The sequence below is a fragment of the Delftia sp. WY8 genome, from assembly GCF_018437695.1.
GTDB classification, from domain to species: Bacteria; Pseudomonadota; Gammaproteobacteria; order Burkholderiales; family Burkholderiaceae_C; genus Comamonas; species Comamonas tsuruhatensis.
The window spans coordinates 3,400,001-3,402,500 of sequence record NZ_CP049795.1; the positions used below are offsets into that span (position 1 = coordinate 3,400,001).

The window sequence follows — 2,500 nt, forward strand, 5'->3', positions numbered from 1 at the left end:
CTTGTATTCTAGCACAACTTTCGCTGCACTTTCAACGCTTTTTGCGTTTTCTTCTCTACCCTGCTCAGCAGGAGAGAGAAGAAAACGCCCGGCGCTAGCCGGGCGTTTTGGCTGTAAGAGCCTGACGATGACCTACTTTCACACGGGAACCCGCACTATCATCGGCGCAAAGTCGTTTCACTGTCCTGTTCGGGATGGGAAGGAGTGGTACCAACTTGCTATGGTCATCAGGCATAACTTGTTGTCATGCTGCTCTTGTGAGCAACACAACGAATTCATAGAGTCTGTAATCAGCTTTGTATTTTGACTGCGCCTTACTTGGCATAACCACCTTGATGATCACGTCATCAAAGTTATAGGGTCAAGCCTCACGAGCAATTAGTACTGGTTAGCTTAACGCATTACTGCGCTTCCACACCCAGCCTATCAACGTCCTGGTCTTGAACGACTCTTCAGGGGGCTCAAGGCCCCGGCAGATCTCATCTTGAAACGAGTTTCCCGCTTAGATGCTTTCAGCGGTTATCTCTTCCACACTTAGCTACTCGGCAATGCCACTGGCGTGACAACCGATACACCAGAGGTGTGTCCACTCCGGTCCTCTCGTACTAGGAGCAGGCTTCCTCAAATCTGCAGCGCCCACGGAAGATAGGGACCAAACTGTCTCACGACGTTTTAAACCCAGCTCACGTACCTCTTTAAATGGCGAACAGCCATACCCTTGGGACCGACTACAGCCCCAGGATGAGATGAGCCGACATCGAGGTGCCAAACACCGCCGTCGATATGAACTCTTGGGCGGTATCAGCCTGTTATCCCCAGAGTACCTTTTATCCGTTGAGCGATGGCCCTTCCATACAGAACCACCGGATCACTATGTCCTGCTTTCGCATCTGCTCGACTTGTCAGTCTCGCAGTTAAGCACGCTTATGCCATTGCACTATCGTCACGATGTCCGACCGTAACTAGCGTACCTTCGAACTCCTCCGTTACGCTTTGGGAGGAGACCGCCCCAGTCAAACTGCCTACCATGCACTGTCCCCGATCCCGATAAGGGACCTGGGTTAGAACCTCAAACGCACCAGGGTGGTATTTCAACGTCGGCTCCATGAGAACTAGCGTCCTCACTTCAAAGCCTCCCACCTATCCTACACAGATCCGTTCAAAATCCAATACAAAGCTACAGTAAAGGTTCATGGGGTCTTTCCGTCTTTCCGCGGGGAGATTGCATCATCACAAACATTTCAACTTCGCTGAGTCTCTGGAGGAGACAGTGTGGCCATCGTTACGCCATTCGTGCAGGTCGGAACTTACCCGACAAGGAATTTCGCTACCTTAGGACCGTTATAGTTACGGCCGCCGTTTACTGGGACTTCAATCAAGAGCTTGCACCCCATCATTTAATCTTCCAGCACCGGGCAGGCGTCACACCCTATACGTCCACTTTCGTGTTTGCAGAGTGCTGTGTTTTTATTAAACAGTCGCAGCCACCGATTTTTTGCAACCGCTTTGGGCTCCCTTTGTTCAAGTTCACCTACTTGCGGCATACCTTCTCCCGAAGTTACGGTATCAATTTGCCGAGTTCCTTCTCCAGAGTTCTCTCAAGCGCCTTAGAATACTCATCTCGCGCACCAGTGTCGGTTTGCGGTACGGTCGTGTGTAGCTGAAGCTTAGTGGCTTTTCCTGGAAGCAGGGTATCACTCACTTCGTCTGCAAGCAGACTCGTTATCACCCCTCATCTAAGCCCGGCGGATTTGCCTACCAGGCACGACTACAGGCTTGAACCAACATATCCAACAGTTGGCTGAGCTAACCTTCTCCGTCCCCACATCGCACTACACATCGGTACAGGAATATTGACCTGTTTCCCATCAGCTACGCATCTCTGCCTCGCCTTAGGGGCCGACTCACCCTACGCCGATGAACGTTGCGTAGGAAACCTTGCGCTTACGGCGAGGGGGCTTTTCACCCCCTTTAACGCTACTCATGTCAGCATTCGCACTTCTGATACCTCCAGCACCCGTTACCAGGCACCTTCACAGGCTTACAGAACGCTCTCCTACCACTTGCAATAAATTGCAAATCCGCAGCTTCGGTAACTGGCTTAGCCCCGTTACATCTTCCGCGCAGGACGACTCGATCAGTGAGCTATTACGCTTTCTTTAAATGATGGCTGCTTCTAAGCCAACATCCTGACTGTTTTAGCCTTCCCACTTCGTTTCCCACTTAGCCAATTTTAGGGACCTTAGCTGGCGGTCTGGGTTGTTTCCCTCTTGAGTCCGGACGTTAGCACCCGGTGCTCTGTCTCCCAAGCTGTACTCTGCGGTATTCGGAGTTTGCATAGGTTTGGTAAGTCGCCATGACCCCCTAGCCTAAACAGTGCTCTACCCCCGCAGGTAATACTTGAGGCACTACCTAAATAGTTTTCGGAGAGAACCAGCTATTTCCAAGTTTGTTTAGCCTTTCACCCCTATCCACAGCTCATCCGCTAGTTTTGCAACAC

General features: G+C 51.3%; 2 rRNA genes (1 of these 2 only partly in view). Both read right to left on the reverse strand.

The features are described from left to right. Positions 1-119 precede the first annotated feature (119 nt). Positions 120-232 (reverse strand): 5S ribosomal RNA (gene rrf / locus G4D77_RS15705). A 125-nt stretch (positions 233-357) separates the two neighbouring features. Beyond that, positions 358-2,500: ribosomal RNA gene (locus G4D77_RS15710) — 23S ribosomal RNA — on the reverse strand; it runs 733 nt beyond the window's last position.